The organism is Pseudomonas sp. H1_F01 (genome assembly GCF_054681425.1).
Map to the genome: position 1 here is coordinate 5,356,484 of NZ_CP162823.1, position 21,372 is coordinate 5,377,855.

Consider the following 21,372-nt stretch of genomic DNA (forward strand, 5'->3'; position numbering starts at 1 on the left):
ATCTTGTGGGAGCAAGGCTTGCCCGCGATGCAAGCGACGCGGTCTTAACTTTGCTCCAACGCCACACCCGCGCCCATCAGGCCCGAGTACGGCGCGGTCACCAGCCAGACCGGAATGCCCTTGAAGTAATCGCTCATGCAGCCCTTGTCGGCGAAGCAACGGGCGAAACCACTTTCGAGGAAGAAATCGGCAAACCGCGGGACCACGCCCCCGACGATATAGACACCGCCACGCCCGCCCAGCGTCAACACATTGTTGCCGGCCACGCGCCCCAGCCAGCGGCAGAACTGCTCGAGCACTTCCAGGGCAATCGGGTCGCCAGCCAGGCCAGCGGCAGTGATGGATTCGGGGGTGTCGAGCACCGGCACATGGCCGTCCACTGCGCAAATGGCCCGGTACACCCGAGGCAAGCCGCTGCCACTCAGGGCGGTTTCGGCGCTGACGTGGCCGATTTCGTTGTAGATGTGCTGCCACAGCTGGGTTTCCCGCGGGCTGCTCATGGGCAGGTCGACATGGCCGCCCTCCCCCGGCAACGCCGCGAAACGCCCCTCGCCCAGGTCCAGCAGCGTACCGACGCCCAGCCCGGTGCCCGGGCCGATCACCACTGCCGGGCGCAACGGCTCCGGGGTGCCTTCGCACACGACCCGGTACTCATCGGGACGCAAGCAAGTCATGCCCAGGGCCATGGCCGAGAAGTCGTTGACCAGCAACAGCTTCTCCACCTGCAAGGTCTGGCAGAACGCCAGGTTGCTCAGGCGCCAGTGATTGTTGGTAAAGCGAAACTCATCGCCGCTCACGGGACCGGCCACCGACAGGCACACCGAACCGATGGCGCCCGGCTTCAGGCCCAGGCCACTGAGGTACACCTGAATTGCATCTTCCGGGCAGGCATAATCCGCCGTTGCCAGCACCTGGATGTTTTCCAGGGTGTGGTTTTTCCACAGCGCAAAGCGTGCGTTGGTCCCACCGATATCACCGACCAAAGCCAGTTTCAATTAAGCGTCTCCAGGGCAGAGGTGAAGGCGCTGGCGCCCTGCTCCGCCGAGCTGAAGGCCATGCGCATGAAACCGAACAGCTCGCGACCAGTGCCGATGTTGTTGCCCAACAGGCCCTTGGCCGGCGTGCGCGCGGCGAATTCCTCGGCGTCCACCTTCAATTCCAAGGTGCCTTTGACGCCATCGACACGGATGATATCGCCCTCCTGCACCCGGGCCAACGCACCACCGACATAAGCTTCGGGGCTGACATGAATGGCCGCCGGGATTTTCCCCGATGCGCCAGACATGCGCCCGTCGGTCACCAGCGCCACTTTGAAGCCACGGTCCTGCAATACGCCGAGGAACGGCGTCATCTTGTGCAACTCCGGCATGCCGTTGGAGCGCGGGCCCTGGAAACGCATCACCGCGACGAAGTCTTTCTCCAGCAGGCCGGCCTTGAACGCGTCGGCCAGGTCCTGTTGATCCTGGAACACCATCGCAGGCGCTTCGACAACCTGGTTTTCCAAGGCCACGGCGGAGACCTTCATCACCCCACGGCCCAAGTTGCCTTCCATCACCCGCAGGCCGCCTTCAGACGAGAACGCGCGAGCCACCGGGCGCAGGATGTTTTCGTCGAGGCTTTCGATCGGGCCGTCGCGCCACACCAGCTCGCCGTCCTCGAGGAACGGTTCCTGGGTGTAGCGGCTCAGGCCGTGACCGAGCACGGTGTTGACGTTTTCGTGGAGCAAACCGGCTTCCAGCAATTCACGGATCAGGAACGACATCCCGCCCGCCGCCTGGAAGTGGTTGATGTCGGCCTTGCCGTTCGGGTAGACGTGACTCAGGGTTGGCACCACCTCGGAGAGGTCGGCCATGTCCTGCCAGGTCAGCTGGATGCCCGCCGCCATGGCGATGGCCGGCATGTGCAGGGTGTGGTTGGTAGAGCCGCCAGTGGCGTGCAGCGCAACGATGGAGTTGACCAGCGAGCGTTCGTCGACGATTTCGCCGATGGGCATGAAGTTGCCGCTTTGCTTGGTCATGCGCGTGACCTGGAACGCCGCTTCACGGGTCAGGGCATCGCGCAATGGCGTGTTCGGATTGACGAACGAGGCGCCCGGCAAGTGCAGGCCCATCACCTCCATCAACAACTGGTTGGTGTTGGCGGTGCCGTAGAAGGTGCAGGTGCCGGGGCTGTGGTAGGACTTCATCTCCGATTCCAGCAGCTCTTCGCGGGTGGCCTTGCCTTCGGCGTAGCGCTGGCGGACGTCGGCTTTTTCCTTGTTGGAAATGCCCGAGACCATAGGCCCGCCTGGCACGAAGATCGTCGGCAAGTGACCGAAGCGCAGCGCGCCCATCATCAGGCCCGGGACGATCTTGTCGCAGATGCCGAGCATCAGTGCGCCGTCAAACATGTTGTGGGACAGCGCCACCGCCGTTGAGAGGGCGATCACTTCGCGGCTCGGCAGGCTCAGTTCCATCCCCGCCTCGCCCTGGGTCACGCCATCGCACATCGCTGGCGTGCCACCGGCGAACTGGCCGACCGAGCCGATTTCGCGCAGGGCTTTCTTGATCTGTTCCGGGAAGGTTTCGTAGGGCTGGTGGGCCGAGAGCATGTCGTTATAGGACGACACGATGGCGATGTTGGCGGCGTTCATCATCCGTAGGTGATGCTTGTCTTCGGTGCCGCAACCAGCCACGCCGTGAGCGAAGTTGGCGCACTGCAGCTTGCCGCGCATCGGACCGTCGCTGGCAGCACCATGGATCAATGCAAGGTAAGCCTGACGCGTGGCGCGGCTGCGGGCGATAAGCCGTTCGGTGACCTCAAGAACGCGGGGATGCATGTGTAGAACTCCAGGCTAACGGGTGTGGCGACCTGATTGTCTATGCTGATCAAAAGCCCGCTGCACGCTGTGTAAAAGGCGAGGCGACAGACGATTTTTGACCATTCGGACCAGTTGATTCAGGTCACTCGTTGTAGATAAAACAAAATATTGCCACTAAAAAGGCTTGTTTTCTATTTTTATGCGAATAATCTTGTAATTCCAACAACAAATCGACGGCGGCGCAGTTAATGACTCTTAGAATCGCAATCAATGGTTTTGGCCGCATCGGCCGCAACGTCCTCCGTGCACTGTATACCCAAGGCTATCGTCGCGACCTGCAGATCGTCGCCATCAACGACCTGGGTGACAGTGCAATCAATGCTCATCTGCTCAAGTTCGACACCGTCCACGGCACGTTCGATGCCGACGTGCAGCACGATCACGAAAGCCTGACGGTCAATGGCGACCGCATCTCGGTCAGCGCCATCCGCAACCCGGCCGAACTGCCTTGGGCGGCTGAAAAAATCGACGTCGTGTTCGAATGCACCGGCCTGTTCACCGATCGCTCCAAGGCAGCCGCGCATATCAGCGCCGGCGCCCGCAAGGTGATCATCTCGGCCCCGGCCAAGGGCGCCGATGCCACCGTCGTGTACGGTGTGAACCACGATATCCTGCGCCAGTCCCACCAGATCATCTCCAACGCTTCGTGCACCACCAACTGCCTGGCCCCAGTGGCCCAGGTACTGCACCGCGAGCTGGGCATCGAAAGCGGCCTGATGACCACCATCCATGCCTACACCAACGACCAGAACCTGACCGACGTCTACCACAGCGACCCGTACCGCGCCCGCTCGGCCACGCAGAACATGATCCCGAGCAAGACCGGCGCCGCCGAGGCGGTGGGCCTGGTGCTGCCGGAACTGGCGGGCAAGCTGACCGGCATGGCGGTGCGTGTACCGGTGATCAACGTGTCCCTGGTCGACCTGACCGTACAGCTCAAGCGCGAAGCGTCGGCCGAAGAAGTCAACGAACTGCTGCGCCATGCCAGCCAGCATTCGAAGATCCTCGGCTACAACACCCTGCCGCTGGTCTCCAGTGACTTCAACCACAACCCGCTGTCGTCGATCTTCGACGCCAACCACACCAAGGCCAGCGGCAAGCTGCTCAAGGTACTGGCCTGGTATGACAACGAATGGGGCTTCTCCAACCGCATGCTGGATAACTGCCTGGCGTTGTGTAACGCCGAGTAACTCATTGCTGGCCAATGTGGAGCGGGCCTGTAAGAGCAAACCCTGGGAGCAGGCCTGTGGGAGCAAAGCTTGCTCGCGATGACACCGTCACATGCAGCATCTGTGCTGGCTTTGAAATCGCTATCGCGAGCAAGCTTTGCTCCCACAGGTTTGCGCTCCACACAGGGTTTCGGCGTGATGAAATGAAGGCTTGACCTGCCCAGCAGATGATAAGCATTATCATCTACTCGAACCAGATCGGGCCCTACCGTGAGTCAATCGCGCTTTCATCACGTCTTCCTCGCCCAGCGCACGCCGCTGCTGCGCACCCTCGAGCGCATGGTCAGCAACCCCAGTACCGCCGAAGACCTGCTCCAGGAAACCTACCTGCGCGTCACCCGCGCACTGGGCGAACGCACGGTCGAGCACCTCGAACCCTTTGTTTTCCAGACCGCCCGCAACCTGGCGCTGGACCATCTGCGTGCCCGACGCATCCAGTCGCGAACCTTGCTGGATGACGTACCGCCGGAGGTCGTCCACAACGTCGTCGCCCCCCAGAGCAGCGCCGAGGACGCCGCCCATGCCCAACAACTGCTCGAGCGCCTGAACGTCAGCCTCCAGGCCCTGAGTTCGCGACAGCAGCAGATCTTCATTCTCAGCCGCCTGCATGGCCACAGTTACCAGCAAATCGCCGAACGCCTGGGCGTGTCCCTGAGCACCGTGCAAAAGGAACTGAAATTGATCATGGCGATCTGTGTGGGTGTGGCTGAACGTAGCCACGGCGAGCAGTGACCCGCTCCACGCTTCAGGCCATAAGCTGCGCACACGCTTGCCACTTGCTGCGTACAGCTTGTAGCTTGAGCCCGTGCCGCTAAATACCGAGAACCGACTGTGACGGACAATCACCGCTCTGCCGAGCCCACTGCGACACAGCAAACCGCCCATGCCATGGAACAGGCGCTGGACTGGCTGATCCTGCTGGACAACCCCAGCGAGGAACAGACGCGGCAGTTCCACGCCTGGCTGGCGGCCGATCCACGCCATGGCGAGGCGTTCGCCCGGGCCCAGGCGATCTGGAACGGCCCGCAGGTGATGGAAAGTGCCCGCCAACTTGAAGCCACGCCCAAGGTCACCGCGCTGTCGCGCCTGCGCGCCCACTGGAAGCCCCTGGCCACTGCCGCAGTGCTGTTTCTCGGCCTGTTCAACTTCAGCGACCTGCCCCTGCGCTTGCAGGCCGACCACCTGACCGTGGTCGGTGAGCGCCAGCGCTTGCAGTTGGAGGACGGCTCCAAGGTCCTGCTCAACACCGATTCGGCCTTCTCCAGCACGTTCAACGAGCAGCGGCAGGTGGCGCGTCTGTACAAGGGCGAGGCGTTTTTCGAAGTCCCGGGCAACCGTAGCCTGCCGCTGGAAATCGATGCCGGCCCGGTCATGGCCAGCGTCAGCGACACCACGTTCGCCGTGCGTTACCTCGACGGCGTGGCCCAGGTCCAGGTGCAGCGCGGCGACGTGGACCTGCGGGCCACCCGCAACGACACCCATGTGCGGCTGTCAGCCGGCGAAAGCATCCGCATCGGCCCCAACGGCTTCGACCGTCCGGCCCGGCTCGATGCCAACACCGACCTGGCCTGGGTCCAGGGTCGGCTGGTGTTCGAAAACCGGCCATTAAACCAGGTACTGGCCGAGCTGCGACGCTATTACCCTGGCTGGATCATCAACGGTAACGAACAATTGGCCAACGTTGCTGTGACTGGCAATTACCGCCTCGACCAGCCGCTGGAGGTGGTCCGTTCGCTGGCCCATATCACCTCGGCTCGGCTCCAGGAGTTCCCGGCGCTGGTGATCCTGAACTAAATGAGAATTATTTTTACTCGATAGGCTCCGTTGATTCGTCTCGTTATAGCCAATGCAATTGATTCGCATCCAACGATGTGAATCTGCACCTATAACAGATGCGACACGGAGCGCTATCGATGTCCTCTCGTCTTACTTGCCGGTTCCTTGCCCCCTCTTGCACGCTGTCACTGCTCACCGCCGCCCTGCTGATGGCCGGCGCCGCGCCGCTCGCCCTGGCCGCCACCACCGTGCAACCCGCTGCACGCAACATGGGCGACTACAGCTTTGCCATCGCCCGGCAGCCACTGGTCTCGGCCCTGAATGCATTCACTGCGGTCACCGGCTGGCAAGTCGGCATGCCGGCGGAACTGGCTGCAGGCGTAGCCTCGCCTGGGGTGAACGGCTCGCTGCCACCTGAAAAAGCCCTGGAGCGCCTGTTGGTGGGGACCAACCTGAGCTACCGCAAGCTGGGCGACAACAGCATCGTCCTGGAAAAACGCAGTGCCGGCAGCGCGCTGGAGTTGCAACAGGTGACCATCAGCGCCACCCGCCAGGAACAGGACATCACCAGCGTGCCGAGCACGGTCACCGTCCACGACCGCCAGGAACTGGACCGCAACAACGTCAATACCCTCAAGGACCTGGTGCGCTATGAGCCGGGTGTATCGGTGGGCGGCGCGGGCCAGCGCGGCGGTATCAGCGGCTACAATATCCGCGGCATCGACGGCAACCGGATCCTGACCCAGGTCGACGGCGTGGAGATCCCCGGCGGCTTCTTCAACGGCCCCTACGCCAAGACCCAGCGCAACTACGTCGACCCGGAAATCATCAAGCGCGTGGAAATCCTGCGCGGCCCGGCCTCGGTGCTGTACGGCAGCAATGCCATTGGTGGTGCCGTCAGCTATTTCACTCTCGATCCAGATGACATCATCAAGCCGGGCCAAGACGTTGGCGCCCGCCTGAAGACCGGCTACAGCTCCGCCGACGAAAGCTGGCTCAAGTCCGCCACCGTCGCTGGCCGCAGCGGGCAGTTCGACGGCCTGTTGCACTACAGCCAACGCGACGGTCATGAAACCGAATCCTACGGCAGCCACAACGGCACGGGCCTGGACCGCACCGCCGCCAACCCCGAAGACGTGCGCGCCAACAACGTGCTGGCCAAGCTCGGCTGGAACTACAGCGATGAATCACGCCTTGGCCTGGTCTACGAGAAATACAAGGACGACCGCGACAGCGACCTGAAAAGCGCCTACGGCGGCCCCTACGCCAACGGTCAACCGGCCATCCCCGCCTCTGTGCTGCCCGGCGGCATGTACCAGTGGCGCACCGGCAACGACACCATCACCCGCGAGCGTTTCGGCCTGGAGCACAGCTTCGCCCTCGACAGCCTGCTGGCCGATCACATGAAGTGGAGCCTGAATCACCAGGTCGCCAAGACCGACCAGAGCACCGCCGAATTCTACTTCCCCATCACCCGCCGGGTCCTGCGCACCCGGGAGACCCTCTATGAAGAGAAACAGTGGGTCTTCGACGCGCAACTGGAAAAGGCCTTCAGCGTCGCCGACACCGATCACGCGCTGACTTACGGCACCACCCTCAAGCAGCAGAAAGTCACCGGCTCGCGCAGCGGCAATGGCGTGTGCCTGGCGGTCGGCGTCGGTTGCTCCGCGGTAGGCGCCATCAGCACCCGGGACGTGCTGGCAAAAGCCAGCGATTTCCCGGACCCGACCATCAACACCTACAGCCTGTTCGCCCAGGACCAGATCAGTTGGGACAAATGGACCTTCACACCTGGCCTGCGCTACGACTACACCCGGCTCAAGCCGCACCTGACCGAGGAATTCCTCAACACCGTGGACCCCAGCGGCGGCGGTGACGTCAGCGGCAAGAACAAGACCTGGCACCGCGTCTCACCGAAGTTCGGCGTGACCTACGCCCTGAGCGATGAGTACACCTGGTACGGCCAGTACGCCGAAGGCTTTCGCACCCCGACCGCCAAGGCCCTGTACGGTCGTTTCGACAACCCCGGCGCCGGCTATAGCGTAGAACCCAACCCCGATCTGGAACCGGAAAAAAGCAAGAGCTACGAGACCGGCCTGCGCGGCCGTTTCGATTCCGGCTCGTTCGACGTGGCGGTGTTCTACAACAAGTACCGCGACTTCATCAACGAAGATGCCATCACCCCCGGCGCCGACCAGTTGACCTTCCAGAGCAACAACATCCAGCACGCCACCATCAAGGGCGCCGAGGCCAGGGGACGCCTGGAACTGGACGTGTTTGGCGCACCGAAGGGCTTGTACACCCAAGGCTCGGTGGCCTACGCGTACGGTCGCAACAACGACACCGGCGAGCCGCTCAACAGCGTCAACCCGCTGACCGGCGTGTTCGGCCTGGGCTACGACCAGGACCGCTACGGCACGTTGCTCAGTTGGACCTTGGTCAAGAAAAAGGACCGCGTCGACGACAGCAACTTCAACTCGCCCGATGGCGTGAGCAGCCAGTTCAAGACACCGGGCTTCGGCATCCTCGACCTGAGCGGTTTCTACAAGGTGACCGACGACGTAACCGTCAGCGGCGGCCTCTACAACCTCACCGACAAGAAGTACTGGCTGTGGGACGACGTGCGCGGCTACGACAGCGTCGGCGAAGCGGCGGTGCTGAGCCCCGCCAATCTCGATCGCCTGACGGCACCAGGGCGTAACTTCGCGGTGAACCTGATCTGGGATATCTGACTCGATTTGCCAGGCAAAACAAATACCTGTGATGAGGAGAGTCATGTGGGAGCAAGGCTTGCCCGCGATGCAGGCGATGCGGTCTTTCAGAGATCGAGGCGCCTGTTTCGCGGGCAAGCTTTGCTCCCACACCCCTTGCCACACCGGTCTAATTCGAAGGATTTTTTTCATGACCACACAACATCCCGCTTCACGCTCCCAACGTCTGAACCAGATCACCCACGAGCCCCACAGCCGGCTCGACGCGCTGGTCAAGGCCCACGCCCCGTTCGAAACCCCGGCCAGCTTCGCCCGTTTCGTCGTCGCTCAGTACCTGTTCCAGTCGGAACTGGTGGCGCTGTACAACGACGCCGAACTGTCCGCCCTGATCCCCGACCTCCCGGCCCGGTGCCGGGCAGAGGCGGCCAAGGCGGATCTGGCAGACCTGGACACCGAAGTCCCTGCGCCAGTGGCCGGTGCGGTGAAAAACCCGACCCAGGCCGAAGCCCTGGGCTGGCTGTTCGTCTCCGAGGGCTCCAAGCTCGGCGCCGCGTTCTTGATCAAGCGTGCCGTGGGCCTGGGATTGAGCGAGACCTTCGGCGCCCGGCACCTGGCAGAACCTGCCGGAGGGCGCGCCGAAGGCTGGAAATCCTTCACCCGCACCCTCGACGGCCTGGCCTTCAGCGAACAACAGGAAGCCGAGGCGGACCAAGGCGCACTGGACGCCTTCAACCGGTTTACGGTGCTCCTGGAACGCGCTTATGCGGCCGAACTGGCCTGAAGTGTCCGTACTTTCCATTGTGGGAGCGAGCCTGCTCGCGATGGCGTTGGATCAGTCAGCATCAATGTGACTGACATACCGCTATCGCGAGCAGGCTCGCTCCCACAGGGATATCAGCGAATAACAATCAGTGATCACACCGCAAATTCGCATGCCAGAACGCAAGCTGATGAACCGCCCCTCAAAACTCACCCAACTGCTCTTCGCCCTGCTCGCCTACACCAGCCTGGCCATCGGCCTGGTCGCCATCGTCGTGCCCGGCTTGCCGACGACCGAGTTCATCCTGTTGGCCGCCTGGGCCGCGACCCGCAGTTCGCCGCGCCTGAGCGCCTGGCTGGAGAACCATCGTCTGTTCGGGTCGATGCTGCACAACTGGCGCAACGGCAAGGTCATCCCGCGCCGGGCCAAGGTCGGTGCCACCACCAGCATGCTGCTCTGCGCGGGCTTGATGCTGGTGCTGCTCGACCACGCCTGGCCGGTTTACCTCGCACTCGCCGGCATGGGCCTGGGCAATCTGTGGATCTGGTCGCGCCCGGAACAGGCAAAGGGCTCTCGTGGCGAGGGAGCTTGTTCCCGCTGGGCCGCAAAGCGGCCCCCAACGGATTTTTGAACTATGATCGCCCTCTCGTACTGGAGGGCTTTCGATGTCAGATCTGCTCACGTCCATGCAAACCGCACTCGGTTTGCCCACGACCCCGATCACCTTCACTGGCGACGGCGCGCTGCCCTCGGCCTTCGCCGTCACGGAGCTGGCCAGCGCCTGCATCGCCGTGGCCGGGCAGGCGACCGCCGAACTCATCCAGCAACAAACCGCTCGCCAGGCGCCTGTCGAGGTCGACCGGCGCCTGGCGTCGTTCTGGTTCTCCACCTCCCTGCGCCCCATCGGCTGGAGCGTGCCGCCGATGTGGGACCCGGTGGCCGGCGACTACGCCAGCGCCGACGGCTGGATTCGCCTGCACACCAACGCACCGCATCATCGCCTTGCGGCGGAAAAAGTTCTCGGCACCTGTACCGACCGCGCCGACATGGCGGCCAGGGTGGCCCGATGGAACAAGGCCGAGCTGGAGCAGGCCGTGGTCGACGCTGGCGGTTGCGCCGCCGAGATGCGTTCGTGGCAAGCGTGGCAGGCCCATCCCCAAGGCCTGGCGGTCAATGCCGAGCCGCTGGTGCACCTGAGTGAGACGACTGGAGAGCAGCGCAAACCCTGGCTCGGCTCCGTGACCCAGCCACTGGCGGGGCTCAAGGTGCTGGACCTGACCCGCGTGCTGGCCGGCCCCGTCGCCAGCCGCTTCCTCGCCGGCCTGGGGGCCGACGTGCTGCGCATCGACCCGCCGACCTGGAACGAACCCGGCGTGGTGCCGGAAGTCACCCTGGGCAAACGCTGCGCCCGCCTCGACTTGCATCGGGCCGAAGATCGCGCGGCGTTCGAGGCATTGCTCAAGGACACCGACATCCTCTTGCACGGCTACCGTGCCGACGCCCTGGAACGCCTGGGCTACGGCGCCGAGCAGCGCCGGCAGATGGCCCCCGGCCTGATCGACGTCAGCCTCAATGCCTATGGCTGGAGCGGTCCGTGGCTGAACCGGCGCGGCTTCGACAGCCTGGTGCAAATGAGCAGCGGCATCGCCGAAGCCGGCATGGGCTGGAAACACACCGACAAACCGACACCACTGCCGGTGCAAGCGCTGGATCACGGCACCGGCTATCTGCTGGCGACCAGCGCCCTGGTGTTGTTGTCCCGGCGCCTGGCAAGCGGTCACGGCGGCTCGGCACGCTTGTCACTGGCACGCACGGCAAAGCTGTTGATCGAGCGTGGCGTCGGGGATTCGAGCCCATTGCGAGCCGAGGCCGAGGATGATCAGGGCCTGGTGGTCGAACAGACCCCATGGGGACCGGCCCATCGCCTGCAGGTGCCCTTGAAAATCACCGGGACGCCGCTGCAATGGACCTTGCCAGCGGCGGAGCTGGGCGCGCATAGAGCACGTTGGTGACGCGTTGATGTGGGAGCAAGGCTTGCCCGCGATGGAAGCGATGCGGTCTCTCAGAAATCGAGGTGCCTGTTTCGCGAGCAAGCTTTGCTCCCACATAACCCCCCTCGCCACAGGAGACACCTCAACATCGCGGTAAGCCTCACAATTCCAAAAACCCACTGTACAACCCATACGCCGCCATGCCCGCCCCTGACATCACGCAAGCAAAAATCCCCTTTTCCACATGGGTGAACAAGGGTTGGCGCTGCTCGCGCTTGGCCTGGGCAAACAGGATCACCCCGGGCGCATACAACAACGCCGACAGCAGCAGGTATTTCACGCCGCCGGCGTACAGCAACCACACCGCGTAGCACAGCGCCACACCACCGATGAACAGGTCTTTCATGCGCCGGGCCGAGCCCTGTTCGTAGGTTTCCCCCCGGGCGCAAAGCAGCACCGCATAGGCCGCCGACCACAGGTATGGCACCAGGATCATCGACGAGGCGAGGTAGATCAGGCTGGTGTAGGTGCCTGCGGAAAACAGAGTGATCAGCAAAAACAGCTGGATCATGCCATTGGTCAGCCACAGCGCGTTGACCGGCGCGTGGTTGGCATTTTCCTTGGTCAGGAACGCCGGCATGGTCTTGTCCCGGGCGGTGGCGTAGAGGATTTCAGCGCACAACAGCGCCCAGGACAGCAAGGCTCCCAACAGTGAAACCGCCAGCCCCAGGCTGATCAGCAACGCACCCCAAGGCCCGACAATGTGCTCCAGGACACCGGCCAGGGACGGGTTCTGCAACTGCGCCAGTTCCGGCTGGCTCATGACCCCCAGGGACAACACATTCACCAGCACCAGCAGCGCCAATACCCCGAGGAACCCGATCACCGTCGCACGCCCTACGTCCACACGTCTCTCTGCCCGTGCCGAATAGACGCTGGCGCCTTCGATGCCGATGAACACGAACACCGTCACCAGCATCATGTGCCGCACCTGGTCCATCACACTGCCCAGGTCCGGGCTCATCGCGCCCCAGATATCGCGGGTGAAAATCTCGGCCTTGAAGGCCACGGCGGCCATGACGACGAACATCAACAGCGGCACGACCTTGGCCACGGTGGTCACCAGGTTGATGAGCGCCGCCTCCTTGATCCCGCGCAGCACCAGGAAATGCACCGCCCACAGCAATAACGACGCACAGCCGATGGCCACCGGCGTGTTGCCTTGGCCGAACACCGGGAAGAAGTAGCCCAAGGTGCTGAACAGCAAGACGAAGTAGCCGACATTGCCCATCCAGGCGCTGATCCAGTAGCCCCAGGCAGACGAGAAGCCCATGTAGTCGCCGAACCCGGCCTTGGCATAGGCGTACACGCCCGAGTCCAATTCCGGCTTGCGATTGGCCAGGGTCTGGAACACGAAGGCCAGGGTCAGCATGCCGACGGCAGTAATCGACCAGCCGATCAGCACCGCACCGACATCGGCCCGAGCCGCCATGTTTTGCGGCAGGGAAAAAATCCCGCCGCCGATCATTGACCCCACCACCAGGGCGATCAGTGCGCCCAGTGGCAACTTTTCAATCGGCTGCGGCATTTTTTCTCACTATTAAATTAAGTAAATAAAGCGACATAACGTTTTTGAATAACGTCATCCACACAAAGTCCAAAGGCTTATGACTCGACCATTCTCCAAGAGCGTAATTAAAAAGACCATGACGCCCGTTATTTTTTTGTCACGAATGCAGCCTACAAAATAGTTGCGACTCAACGGAAATCAACTAGCGTGAATAATCCTGCGGCAAGAAAACCTTCACAAACCCTTTGCCAAATGCCCTGAAACGGGCCTTTCGAGCAACTTCAAGACGCCAACGGACGGTGTTAACTCCTTCATTAACAATGGAATGTTGTCATGCACTGATCCAGATCAGATATTCAACTTTCAAATCGACTTAGTCTATTGACTCTCTTCTCCTGCACTGGAGTCTCGCAAATGTCTGATACGCCCGGAAAACTTCGATTGGGTGCGCTGGTTGCACTGGTGGTCGGCTCAATGATCGGCGGGGGAATCTTTTCCTTGCCACAAAACATGGCGGCCAGTGCCGATGTCGGTGCAGTGCTGATCGGCTGGGCGATTACCGCCGTCGGCATGCTGACCCTGGCCTTCGTGTTCCAGACCCTGGCCAACCGCAAACCCGATCTGGATGGCGGGGTGTACGCCTACGCCAAGGCCGGGTTCGGCGACTACATGGGTTTCTCATCCGCCTGGGGTTACTGGATCAGCGCCTGGCTGGGCAACGTCGGCTACTTCGTGCTGCTGTTCAGCACCTTGGGCTACTTCTTCCCGGTGTTTGGTGAAGGTAATACCGTCGCAGCGGTGATCGGCTCATCGGTCCTGCTATGGGCCGTGCACTTCCTGGTATTGCGAGGCATCAAGGAAGCGGCATTCATCAACCTGGTGACCACCATCGCCAAGGTCGTACCGCTTGTATTGTTTGTGCTGATCGCCGTATTCGCGTTCAAGCTCGATATTTTCACCGCTGATATCTGGGGCCTGAAGAACCCAGACCTGGGCAGCGTGCTGAACCAGGTGCGCAACATGATGCTGGTCACCGTGTGGGTGTTCATCGGCATCGAGGGCGCGAGTATTTTTTCCGCCCGCGCCGAGAAACGCACCGACGTGGGCAAGGCCACCGTCATCGGCTTCATCACCGTGCTGCTGTTCCTGGTACTGGTGAACGTGCTGTCCCTGGGCATCATGACCCAGCCTGAACTGGCGAAGTTGCAGAATCCGTCCATGGCCGCCGTTCTGGAGCATGTCGTGGGGCATTGGGGCGCGGTGCTGATCAGCGTCGGCCTGATTATCTCGCTGCTCGGCGCCCTGCTGTCCTGGGTGTTGCTGTGCGCCGAGATCATGTTCGCCGCCGCCAAAGACCACACCATGCCCGAGTTCCTGCGCCGGGAGAACGCCAACCACGTACCGGCCAACGCCCTGTGGCTGACCAATGCAATGGTCCAGCTGTTTTTGGTCATCACCCTGTTCTCGGCCAGCACCTACCTGTCACTGATCTACCTCGCCACCTCGATGATCCTGGTGCCGTACCTGTGGTCGGCGGCCTACGCAGTGCTGCTGGCGGTGCGCGGCGAGACCTATGAGAACGCCCTGGCCGAGCGCCGCAAAGACCTGGCCATCGGTGCCATCGCCCTGATCTACGCGGTGTGGCTGCTGTATGCCGGCGGCATCAAGTACCTGCTGCTCTCCGCCCTGCTCTATGCCCCCGGCGCGATCCTGTTCGCCAAGGCCAAGCACGAGCTGGGCAAACCGATTTTCACCTCTGTCGAGAAGCTGATTTTTGCCGCAGTGATCGCAGGCGCCCTGGTGGCGGCCTACGGACTCTACGACGGCTTCCTGACCTTGTAGTTGGCTGATTGTTCTAACTGGAGGATTTGTAATGACCACGGAAAAAGTGAAATACGGCGTGCATTCCGAAGCCGGCAAATTACGTAAAGTCATGGTGTGCTCCCCAGGCCTGGCCCACCAGCGGCTGACCCCGAACAACTGCGACGAACTGCTGTTCGACGATGTGATCTGGGTCAACCAGGCCAAGCGCGACCATTTCGATTTCGTCACCAAGATGCGCGAGCGCGACATCGACGTGCTGGAGATGCACAACCTGCTGACCGACATCGTCGCCATCCCCGAAGCCCTGGACTGGATCCTGCAGCGCAAGATCACCGCCAACTCGGTGGGCCTGGGCCTGGTGAACGAAGTCGGTTCGTGGCTGCGCAGCCTGGAGCCGCGCCATATCGCCGAATTCCTGATCGGTGGCGTCTCGGCCGATGACCTGCCGGACAGCTTCGGTGGCAAGACCATCCAGATGTTCCGCGACTTCCTCGGGCACTCCAGCTTCATCCTGCCGCCGCTGCCCAACACCCAGTTCACCCGCGACACCACCTGCTGGATCTACGGCGGCGTGACCCTGAACCCGATGTATTGGCCGGCGCGCCGCCAGGAAACCCTGCTGGCCAGCGCCATCTACAAATTCCACCCCGAGTTCACCCAGGCTGACTTCCAGGTCTGGTACGGCGACCCGGACCAGGAGCACGGCAACGCCACCCTCGAAGGCGGCGACGTGATGCCCATCGGCAACGGCGTGGTGCTGATCGGCATGGGCGAACGCTCGTCCCGCCAGGCCATCGGCCAATTGGCGCTGAACCTGTTCAAGCACAAAGCCGTGGAGCGGGTGATCGTCGCCGGCTTGCCGAAATCCCGCGCCGCCATGCACCTGGACACCGTGTTCAGCTTCTGCGACCGCGACCTGGTCACGATTTTCCCGGAAGTGGTGAGCCAGATCGTCGCCTTCTCCCTGCGCCCTGACGAGAGCAAACCCGGCGGCATCGACGTGCGCCGCGAGGACAGCAGTTTCCTCGACACCGTGGCCGCGGCCCTCAAGCTGCCAGCGCTGCGAGTGGTGGAAACCGGCGGCAACAGCTTCGCCGCCGAACGCGAGCAATGGGACGACGGCAACAACGTGGTGGCCGTGGAGCCGGGCGTGGTGATCGGCTACGACCGCAACACCTACACCAACACGCTGCTGCGCAAGGCCGGTGTGGAAGTCATCACCATCAGTGCCAGCGAACTGGGCCGGGGCCGGGGCGGCGGTCACTGCATGACCTGCCCGATCATCCGCGACCCGATCGATTACTAACCTTTGAGCCTGGGCCGGCACTGCTCTGCATCCAACGGCAGAGACCGGCCCCGGGGATAACCTACACCTGAGGAGATCCACATCATGGCGTTCAACATGCGCAACCGCAGCCTGCTGAGTCTGATGCACCACACCAACCGCGAGCTGCACTACTTGCTGGACCTGTCCCGCGACCTCAAACGTGCCAAATACACCGGCACCGAGCGTCCACACCTGCAAGGCAAAAACATCGCGCTGATCTTCGAAAAGACCTCGACCCGCACCCGCTGCGCCTTCGAAGTCGCGGCCCATGACCAGGGCGCCCACGTCACCTACATCGACCCGGTGTCATCGCAGATCGGTCACAAGGAAAGCATGAAAGACACCGCCCGGGTCCTGGGGCGGATGTTCGACGCCATCGAATACCGAGGCTTCGAACAGGAGATCGTCGAGGAACTGGCCAAGTTCGCCGGGGTGCCGGTGTTCAACGGCCTGACCGCTGAATTCCACCCCACCCAAATGATTGCCGACACCCTGACCATGCGCGAACACAGCGACAAGCCGCTGCATGACATCAGCTACGCCTACCTGGGCGATGCCCGCTACAACATGGGCAATTCGCTGCTGATGATCGGCGCCAAACTGGGCATGGACGTGCGCATCGGCGCGCCGAAAGCCTTGTGGCCGCATCAGGACTTCATCGACCAGTGCCAGGCCTTCGCCGCCGAAAGTGGCGCCCGCCTCACCATCACCGAAGACCCGAAGGAAGCCGTCAAGGGCGTGGACTTCATCCACACCGACATCTGGGTGTCCATGGGCGAGCCGGTGGAAGCCTGGGACGAGCGCATCGAGCAATTGCTGCCCTACCAGGTCAATGCGCAAATGATGAAAGCCTCGGGCAACCCGCGGGTGAAGTTCATGCACTGCCTGCCGGCGTTCCATAACAGCGAAACCAAGGTCGGCAAGGACATCGCCGCCCGTTATCCGAACCTGGCCAATGGCGTGGAAGTGACCGAGGAAGTGTTCGAATCGCCGGCCAACATCGCCTTCGAGCAAGCGGAAAACCGCATGCACACCATCAAGGCGATCCTGGTGTCGGCGTTGGCGGATATCTAGGCGCTTGAAGAGTGATCGTTCCCACGCTCTGCGTGGGAATGCATCCGGTGACGCTCTGCGTCACAGGGGACGCGGAGCGTCCCGGGCGGAGTTCCCACGCAGAGCGTGGGAACGATCATCACTGCGTTCTCGTTCCATTTTTGAAAGGACAGCACCATGCGTATCGTCGTTGCCCTGGGCGGTAACGCCCTCCTGCGTCGGGGTGAACCCATGACCGCAGACAATCAACGCATCAACATCCGCACCGCGACCGAACAGATCGCGAAAATCCACCCTGGCAACCAACTGGTCATCGCCCACGGCAACGGCCCGCAGGTCGGCCTGCTGTCGTTGCAGGCGGCGGCCTACACCTCGGTCACGCCGTATCCGCTGGACGTGCTCGGCGCCGAAACCGAAGGCATGATCGGCTACATCATCGAACAGGAACTGGGCAATCTGCTGGACTTCGAAGTCCCCTTCGCCACGCTCCTGACCCAGGTCGAAGTGGATGGCAACGACCCGGCCTTCCAGAAGCCCAGCAAGCCCATCGGCCCGGTCTACAGCAAAAGCGAGGCGCAAAAGCTCGCGGCCGAAAAGGGCTGGTCCATCGCCCCCGACGGCGACAAGTTCCGCCGCGTGGTCGCAAGCCCCAGGCCCAAGCGCATCTTTGAAATCCGCCCGATCAAATGGCTGCTGGAAAAGGGCAGCATCGTGATCTGCGCCGGCGGTGGCGGCATCCCGACGATGTACGACGCCGACGGCAAGCTGCAAGGCGTGGAAGCGGTGATCGACAAGGACCTGTGCTCGGCGCTGCTGGCCGAACAGCTGGAAAGCGATCTGCTGGTGATCGCCACCGACGTCAACGCCGCGTTCATCGACTTCGGCAAGCCGACCCAGAAAGCCATCGCCCAGGCCCACCCCGACGAAATGGAAAAGCTCGGCTTCGCTGCCGGCTCCATGGGGCCGAAGGTACAGGCCGCCTGCGAATTCGCGCGCAACACTGGCAAGGTTGCGGTGATCGGTTCACTCTCGGACATCGAAGCGATCGTCCAGGGCAAGGCCGGCACCCGCATCAGCACGGCGACACCTGGCATCGCTTATCGATAACAGGAAACTTGCGGGGCGGATCCAGGGTCTGCCCTACTCCCCATGCCTTCAAAGGAGAGTTGCTTATGGCCATGTTCGAACCCGGACACCTGCACATGGAGCGCCATGCGCTGAACAAGGATGACTTCAGCTACAACCTGTTCATCGACTACAAGGTCGATCAGGACGGCAAGGAGGGCACGGGCATGTCATTCCGGGTGCATGGCACCGTCGAAGACAAGTCCCTGGACGAGACGTTCTTCCTGGCCAAGGACCAGGCCTTCGACTTCGCCCGCCATGCCACGCGCGTCGCCCAGAAGTATGGCTTGCCCAAGACCGCGAGCATCGGCTCGATGCACAAGTACTACGACGAAATGTTCGAGGACGTGCGCAAGCAACTGGACGTCAAGCCGGGCGACCCGATGAAACCAGAACACCTGGCATAACCGCCCGAAACCCCCTACCCCTGTTTGTGGGAGCAGACCTGTGGGAGCAAGGCTTGCCCGCGATGGCATCGCCTCGGTCTATCAGTTACACCGAGGTGTTTGCATCGCAGGCAAGCCTTGCTCCCACAAGCTCGCTCCCACAAGGGTTATCAGTGCTCTGAATATCGGGTTAAACACACTCACTGCCAGGCTGGCAACTCGCCACGGCTGACCTATTCTGAAAGTAGTACCCCCGGGTATTCGTTCAGAGGTCACCGCCATGAACATTAAAATAAAAAGACGCCTCGCCATTTTCGTCACCTGCGCCGCCACGCTTGCGCTGTACGGCACCGCGGCCTACCGGGTCGAGCAGGCCAGGCAACTGCCCCGTGAATACGCCAGTTGCAACTTCGAACGGTGCATCCCCCACAGCGCAACCCTGAACGCCCTGCGCTGAGGCGTGGTCAGTCGTCCTGTTGATCGGTCTTGAGCCGGTCCCGGAACGCCTTGGGCGAGATGCCGACGCGTCGGCGGAACAGCCGGGTGAAGTTGGTCGGGTCGGAAAACCCGAGCATTTCGGAAATCTCGTAGATGGTCATGCCGGTGTAGGTCAGCAGACGCTTGGCTTCCAGCAACTGGCGCTCATGCATGATCTGCAACGCCGGTTGCCCCGCCAGTTCCCGGCAAGTGCCGTTGAGGTGCGACACGGAAATGCCCAGGCGGTGGGCCAGGTCTTCGACCTTGACGTGCTCGCGATAGGTTTCTTCCACCAACTGAATGAAGCCGTTGAGGTATTCCCGGGCCCGTTGCGGGCGCTGGGCCTGGGTGTGTCGCTGCATCACCTGGCGGCTGACCCAGACCATGATCACGCTGACCAGCGCATGCATCAGCATTTCCCGCGCCGGTTGATGCCCCACGTACTCATTCTGCAAGGCGCTGAACAGGCTGTTGAGGTACTCGGCATTCTCAAGGGCGGGGTAGCTTTCGGCCTGGGCCAGGACGTTGACCGAATGCCCCAGTTGCGCTTGCAGGTGCGTGACCAGCGGCGCCGCCAGGGTCACCACGTAACCTTCCACATCCTCGGAAAAACGAAAGCCGTGGACCGACAGCGGCGGCAGGATCTGCACGGCCGGTTCGGTGAGTAGCGTGCGCCGGCCCTCGATTTCCAGTTCCGCCTGGCCCTTGAAGACAAACAACAACTGGCACAGATCGGCATGCCGATGAGGCTTGATTTCCCATTGATGCTCGCGACTGCGCTTGGAGATGGTCTCGCAGTGCAACAAGTCCGGCGTCGGCCATTCCTGGCTCTCGCCATAGAGCTTGAACACCGGGATCGAAGGCAGGTCAGGTTTTTTCATAACGTGGATCCGGGCCTGGGGTTGCGGGCGATAATCGCACCAATTGGTAAAAAGAACAGGTATCGGCTCAGTTTTCCCCTTCAACTGACAGGTCCGCAAGCGAAAAATGTAGGCACTCGATTTCTAATAATCAACACCGACCCTGGTCGCGTGCTTCGTGCGAGTCATAACAACAATGAAAACCCTCAAGACCCAAGTCGCTATTATCGGTGCCGGCCCCTCTGGCCTGCTGCTCGGCCAGTTGCTGCACAACGCAGGAATCGACACTGTCATCCTCGAACGCCAGACCCCGGAATACGTACTGAGCCGCATCCGCGCCGGTGTGCTGGAGCAAGGCATGGTCGAGCTGCTGCGCCAGGCTGGCGTTGGCCAGCGCATGGACACCGAAGGCCTGCCCCATGACGGTTTTGAACTGGTGCTCAACGATCGGCGGGTGCACATCGACCTCAAGGGCCTGACCGGTGGTAAAAATGTCATGGTCTACGGCCAGACCGAAGTGACCCGCGACTTGATGGCCGCCCGCGAAGCCGCCGGCGCCCGGACCCTGTACCTGGCCAGCAATGCCCAGCCCCACGACATGCAAACCGAAACCCCTTTCGTGACCTTCGAGCATGAAGGGGAAACCTGGCGCCTGGACTGCGACTACATTGCCGGTTGCGACGGTTTCCACGGCGTGGCGCGACAGTCCATTCCTGCGGAAAAACTCAAGGTCTTCGAACGCGTCTACCCGTTTGGCTGGCTCGGCGTGCTGGCCGACACCCCACCGGTCCACGAAGAACTGGTCTACGCTCGCCACGCACGCGGCTTTGCCTTGTGCAGCATGCGCTCCAAGACCCGCACCCGTTATTACCTGCAAGTGCCCGCCGAGGAACAAGTGGCCGACTGGCCGGACGAGCGTTTCTGGGATGAACTGAAAAACCGCCTGCCCGCCGACCTGGCCGAAGCCCTGGTGACCGGCCCGTCCATCGAGAAAAGCATCGCCCCGCTGCGCAGCTTCGTGGTCGAGCCGATGCAGTATGGGCGGATGTTCCTGGTAGGCGATGCGGCCCACATCGTCCCGCCCACCGGCGCCAAAGGGCTGAACCTGGCGGCCAGCGATGTCAGCACGCTGTTCAACATCCTGCTCAAGGTCTATCGCGACGGCCGTGTGGATCTGCTGGAGAAGTATTCAGCCATCTGCCTGCGGCGCGTCTGGAAAGCCGAACGGTTCTCCTGGTGGATGACTTCGATGCTGCACCGCTTCGACGACGATGCCTTCAACCAGCGCATCAGCGAAGCCGAGCTGGAATATTTCGTCGACTCCGAGGCCGGTCGCAAGACCATCGCGGAAAATTACGTCGGACTTCCTTACGAGGCTATCGAATAGTCGCCTATCGACTTAAACTGCGGGTTTCGTCCATTT

Annotated in this window: 18 protein-coding genes; 14 read left to right on the forward strand and 4 right to left on the reverse strand. The window is 62.2% G+C overall.

Features of this window, described 5'->3' with window-relative positions:
* Positions 1-44: 44 nt before the first annotated feature.
* Positions 45-995, reverse strand: coding sequence for a glucokinase (locus AB4O09_RS24195; RefSeq protein ID WP_003198527.1), 951 nt, complete (start codon positions 993-995; stop codon positions 45-47).
* Complete coding sequence (edd, locus tag AB4O09_RS24200; RefSeq protein WP_003198525.1) at positions 992-2,818, reverse strand: phosphogluconate dehydratase; 1,827 nt, start codon at positions 2,816-2,818, stop codon at positions 992-994. Before edd ends, AB4O09_RS24195 begins: the two co-directional genes overlap by 4 nt.
* 230 nt (positions 2,819-3,048) lie before the next feature.
* Between edd and gap the strand changes: the two genes are divergently transcribed.
* The 7 genes from gap (at position 3,049) to AB4O09_RS24235 (ending at position 11,348) form a co-directional block, all read left to right on the forward strand.
* Complete coding sequence (gap, locus tag AB4O09_RS24205) at positions 3,049-4,050, forward strand: type I glyceraldehyde-3-phosphate dehydrogenase (protein WP_003198523.1); 1,002 nt, start codon at positions 3,049-3,051, stop codon at positions 4,048-4,050.
* Positions 4,051-4,299: 249 nt separating this feature from the next.
* Entirely contained in the window at positions 4,300-4,821 is a 522-nt protein-coding gene (locus tag AB4O09_RS24210; protein ID WP_003198520.1) for an RNA polymerase sigma factor, read from the forward strand.
* A gap of 99 nt (positions 4,822-4,920) precedes the next feature.
* Complete coding sequence (locus AB4O09_RS24215; protein ID WP_013692432.1) at positions 4,921-5,883, forward strand: FecR family protein; 963 nt, start codon at positions 4,921-4,923, stop codon at positions 5,881-5,883.
* Between the two features lie 119 nt (positions 5,884-6,002).
* The gene (locus tag AB4O09_RS24220) at positions 6,003-8,597 is read left to right on the forward strand and encodes a TonB-dependent receptor (RefSeq protein ID WP_038856181.1); all 2,595 of its coding nucleotides are present in this window, start codon (positions 6,003-6,005) and stop codon (positions 8,595-8,597) included.
* Between the two features lie 169 nt (positions 8,598-8,766).
* Positions 8,767-9,357, forward strand: a complete 591-nt coding sequence (locus AB4O09_RS24225; protein ID WP_003198514.1) for a biliverdin-producing heme oxygenase — start codon at positions 8,767-8,769, stop codon at positions 9,355-9,357.
* Positions 9,358-9,526: 169 nt separating this feature from the next.
* The gene (locus tag AB4O09_RS24230; protein ID WP_033028171.1) at positions 9,527-9,967 is read left to right on the forward strand and encodes a YbaN family protein; all 441 of its coding nucleotides are present in this window, start codon (positions 9,527-9,529) and stop codon (positions 9,965-9,967) included.
* 34 nt (positions 9,968-10,001) lie between these two features.
* Positions 10,002-11,348 carry a CoA transferase gene (locus tag AB4O09_RS24235; RefSeq protein WP_038858236.1) on the forward strand — a complete coding sequence of 449 codons (1,347 nt, stop codon included), beginning with the start codon at positions 10,002-10,004 and terminating at the stop codon, positions 11,346-11,348.
* 139 nt (positions 11,349-11,487) lie between these two features.
* Here AB4O09_RS24235 and arcD (AB4O09_RS24240) read toward each other — a convergent pair whose 3' ends face one another.
* Positions 11,488-12,915, reverse strand: a complete 1,428-nt coding sequence (gene arcD / locus AB4O09_RS24240; RefSeq protein WP_013692427.1) for an arginine-ornithine antiporter — start codon at positions 12,913-12,915, stop codon at positions 11,488-11,490.
* Between the two features lie 396 nt (positions 12,916-13,311).
* Here arcD (AB4O09_RS24240) and arcD (AB4O09_RS24245) point away from each other — a divergent pair, with 396 nt between their 5' ends.
* The 6 genes from arcD (AB4O09_RS24245) to AB4O09_RS24270 all read left to right on the forward strand — a co-directional run bounded on the left by arcD (AB4O09_RS24245) (position 13,312) and on the right by AB4O09_RS24270 (position 19,069).
* Positions 13,312-14,739: an arginine-ornithine antiporter gene (gene arcD / locus AB4O09_RS24245; protein ID WP_003198507.1), complete on the forward strand. Its 1,428-nt coding sequence runs from the start codon at positions 13,312-13,314 to the stop codon at positions 14,737-14,739.
* 31 nt (positions 14,740-14,770) lie between these two features.
* Positions 14,771-16,027 (forward strand): arginine deiminase, encoded by a 1,257-nt coding sequence (arcA, locus tag AB4O09_RS24250; RefSeq protein WP_003198506.1) that lies wholly within the window; start codon positions 14,771-14,773, stop codon positions 16,025-16,027.
* Between the two features lie 84 nt (positions 16,028-16,111).
* Positions 16,112-17,122, forward strand: a complete 1,011-nt coding sequence (locus AB4O09_RS24255) for an ornithine carbamoyltransferase (RefSeq protein ID WP_003198502.1) — start codon at positions 16,112-16,114, stop codon at positions 17,120-17,122.
* Positions 17,123-17,278: 156 nt separating this feature from the next.
* Complete coding sequence (arcC, locus tag AB4O09_RS24260; protein WP_003198500.1) at positions 17,279-18,208, forward strand: carbamate kinase; 930 nt, start codon at positions 17,279-17,281, stop codon at positions 18,206-18,208.
* A 65-nt stretch (positions 18,209-18,273) separates the two neighbouring features.
* Positions 18,274-18,633 carry a DUF5064 family protein gene (locus AB4O09_RS24265; RefSeq protein ID WP_003198498.1) on the forward strand — a complete coding sequence of 120 codons (360 nt, stop codon included), beginning with the start codon at positions 18,274-18,276 and terminating at the stop codon, positions 18,631-18,633.
* A gap of 259 nt (positions 18,634-18,892) precedes the next feature.
* The gene (locus AB4O09_RS24270; RefSeq protein ID WP_003198496.1) at positions 18,893-19,069 is read left to right on the forward strand and encodes a hypothetical protein; all 177 of its coding nucleotides are present in this window, start codon (positions 18,893-18,895) and stop codon (positions 19,067-19,069) included.
* Between the two features lie 7 nt (positions 19,070-19,076).
* On the opposite strand, the gene AB4O09_RS24275 is transcribed toward AB4O09_RS24270, so the two are convergent.
* Positions 19,077-19,970: a helix-turn-helix domain-containing protein gene (locus AB4O09_RS24275; RefSeq protein ID WP_003198494.1), complete on the reverse strand. Its 894-nt coding sequence runs from the start codon at positions 19,968-19,970 to the stop codon at positions 19,077-19,079.
* Between the two features lie 175 nt (positions 19,971-20,145).
* Between AB4O09_RS24275 and pobA the strand changes: the two genes are divergently transcribed.
* A complete protein-coding gene (pobA, locus tag AB4O09_RS24280) occupies positions 20,146-21,336 on the forward strand; it encodes a 4-hydroxybenzoate 3-monooxygenase (protein ID WP_003198491.1) in 1,191 nt (396 codons plus the stop codon).
* Positions 21,337-21,372 lie beyond the last annotated feature (36 nt).

What these genes read in the sequence shown, in the direction of transcription:
- edd (WP_003198525.1), bottom strand. Translation starts at nt 2,818, where the DNA reads ATGCATCCCCGCGTTCTTGAGGTCACCGAACGGCTTATCGCCCGCAGC.
- gap (WP_003198523.1), top strand. Translation starts at nt 3,049, where the DNA reads ATGACTCTTAGAATCGCAATCAATGGTTTTGGCCGCATCGGCCGCAAC.
- AB4O09_RS24220 (WP_038856181.1), top strand. Translation starts at nt 6,003, where the DNA reads ATGTCCTCTCGTCTTACTTGCCGGTTCCTTGCCCCCTCTTGCACGCTG.
- AB4O09_RS24225 (WP_003198514.1), top strand. Translation starts at nt 8,767, where the DNA reads ATGACCACACAACATCCCGCTTCACGCTCCCAACGTCTGAACCAGATC.
- AB4O09_RS24230 (WP_033028171.1), top strand. Translation starts at nt 9,527, where the DNA reads ATGAACCGCCCCTCAAAACTCACCCAACTGCTCTTCGCCCTGCTCGCC.
- AB4O09_RS24235 (WP_038858236.1), top strand. Translation starts at nt 10,002, where the DNA reads ATGTCAGATCTGCTCACGTCCATGCAAACCGCACTCGGTTTGCCCACG.
- arcD (WP_013692427.1), bottom strand. Translation starts at nt 12,915, where the DNA reads ATGCCGCAGCCGATTGAAAAGTTGCCACTGGGCGCACTGATCGCCCTG.
- arcD (WP_003198507.1), top strand. Translation starts at nt 13,312, where the DNA reads ATGTCTGATACGCCCGGAAAACTTCGATTGGGTGCGCTGGTTGCACTG.
- arcA (WP_003198506.1), top strand. Translation starts at nt 14,771, where the DNA reads ATGACCACGGAAAAAGTGAAATACGGCGTGCATTCCGAAGCCGGCAAA.
- AB4O09_RS24255 (WP_003198502.1), top strand. Translation starts at nt 16,112, where the DNA reads ATGGCGTTCAACATGCGCAACCGCAGCCTGCTGAGTCTGATGCACCAC.
- arcC (WP_003198500.1), top strand. Translation starts at nt 17,279, where the DNA reads ATGCGTATCGTCGTTGCCCTGGGCGGTAACGCCCTCCTGCGTCGGGGT.
- AB4O09_RS24265 (WP_003198498.1), top strand. Translation starts at nt 18,274, where the DNA reads ATGGCCATGTTCGAACCCGGACACCTGCACATGGAGCGCCATGCGCTG.
- AB4O09_RS24270 (WP_003198496.1), top strand. Translation starts at nt 18,893, where the DNA reads ATGAACATTAAAATAAAAAGACGCCTCGCCATTTTCGTCACCTGCGCC.
- AB4O09_RS24275 (WP_003198494.1), bottom strand. Translation starts at nt 19,970, where the DNA reads ATGAAAAAACCTGACCTGCCTTCGATCCCGGTGTTCAAGCTCTATGGC.
- pobA (WP_003198491.1), top strand. Translation starts at nt 20,146, where the DNA reads ATGAAAACCCTCAAGACCCAAGTCGCTATTATCGGTGCCGGCCCCTCT.